2 protein-coding genes are annotated in these 1386 nt (G+C 62.9%); both read right to left on the bottom strand.

Annotated features, from left to right (window positions below; all coding sequences use genetic code 11):
* Window positions 1-1115, bottom strand: a 1115-nt coding sequence (locus G6N73_RS35630) for a recombinase family protein (protein WP_165034535.1), incomplete at its 3' end; no start/stop codon positions are given.
* On the bottom strand, window positions 1096-1302 hold the full coding sequence (locus G6N73_RS35625) for a hypothetical protein (protein ID WP_165034534.1): 207 nt from the start codon (window positions 1300-1302) through the stop codon (window positions 1096-1098). The genes G6N73_RS35625 and G6N73_RS35630, both read right to left, overlap by 20 nt.
* Window positions 1303-1386: the final 84 nt, after the last annotated feature.

Genomic DNA, 1386 nt, shown 5'->3' with positions numbered 1-1386 from the left:
CGGTCGGCGCGGCATGTGTAGACGGGATAGTTCCCCGCGGGACCGCTGTAGCGCAGACTCATCCGGCGACCGCACCGCCCGCAGACTGCGATGCCCTGCAGCAGCGCGGCACCTTTGCGCGGCGCACCCGAATGGCCGGCTTCGTAGCGGTTGATATTGTTCGCCAATCGCCTCTGGTTTTCCATGAACTCCTCCCAGTTAATGTAACCAGGATGGGCGGCTTCAAGACAGACCTCCCAGTCCGCGATGGGGACCTTGGTCGTCCGCGGGTGATAAACGCCATGGCGAAGCCGCCCGCCTGTCAGTCGCCGCCGGCCATAGACATAGGCCCCAGCATAGCCGGGATTGTGGAGAATGCTGAGCACCCGCGGATTGCTTGCCTCACACCAGACCACTTCGTGTGGTGCCGGACCGAGAAGGGGGCGCATCGGCAGCGGCAAATTCTCCTTTCGCAGATAGCGCATCACCGCCCGCGCGCTCCCAAGCTCGCGGAACTTGCTGAAGACCAGGCCGAGCCTCGCCTGCACCTCCTCATCGGGATTGAGAATGATCTGGCCCGAGCGGTCATGAGCCAATCCGGCGGGGAGGCAAAGGCGCAGCTCGCCGCGCGCCGCTTTCTGGCGCTCACCTTGATGAAGGCGCTGCTTGATCTGATGCAGCTCCGCTTCGCTCATGATGCCGGACAATCCGAGCAACAGGCGGTCGTGGTAAGCGCAGGGATCGTAAAGCCGTTCGCCATCGGCGATGATGACGCCGAACAGCGAGCACAAATCGAGGAGTTGATGCCAGTCGCGGTTGTTGCGGGCGAGCCGGGATGCGTCAAGGCTGATGACCAGTCCGGCGTTTCCCAGTCCGATCTCGGCGATCAGCTTCTTGAAGCCCGCTCGCTCGACGGCGCCGGCCCCGGATTTGCCGAGATCTTCGTCGATGACGTGCACGCGCTCATGTGGCCAACCGAGAGCGACGGCGCGATCGACAAGACGATACTGCAACTCCGTGCTTTCCTGATGATGACGCACCTGGTTCACGGAAGACTGGCGGACATAGATGTAGGCGAGCTTGCCGCGATGCTCGGCCGTGACGCGCTCGTCTGGACTATTCGACGCTCTCAACATGCCGATCCGCCTTCGTCGGCGCGCGGGTCGGCCGCATCCGCAAGAGCAGTTGCGCGAGGCTCTGCGCGATCTGTTTCCGCGTTTCCGCCGACAGATCGAGCCACGGACGCGGGAGTGTCGTGCTCGGGTTCAGAAGCTTTGTGAGGGACTGGGACGCCACGCGGTACGGATTCGATTGCACGTTCATCGCGAATCACCTCCTTGGAACGGGAGGCAACCGTGCTGTTCAAATGGCGCATCAATGTGAGCAGCGTTCGAACGCTGACGCGAG

The sequence above is a fragment of the Allomesorhizobium camelthorni genome (assembly GCF_011045125.1).
GTDB lineage: Bacteria > Pseudomonadota > Alphaproteobacteria > Rhizobiales > Rhizobiaceae > Allomesorhizobium > Allomesorhizobium camelthorni.
Note: the sequence above shows the minus strand (reverse complement) of the source record. Positions and strands in the feature narration are given on the sequence as shown.

What these genes read in the sequence shown, in the direction of transcription:
- G6N73_RS35625 (WP_165034534.1), bottom strand. Translation starts at nt 1,302, where the DNA reads ATGAACGTGCAATCGAATCCGTACCGCGTGGCGTCCCAGTCCCTCACA.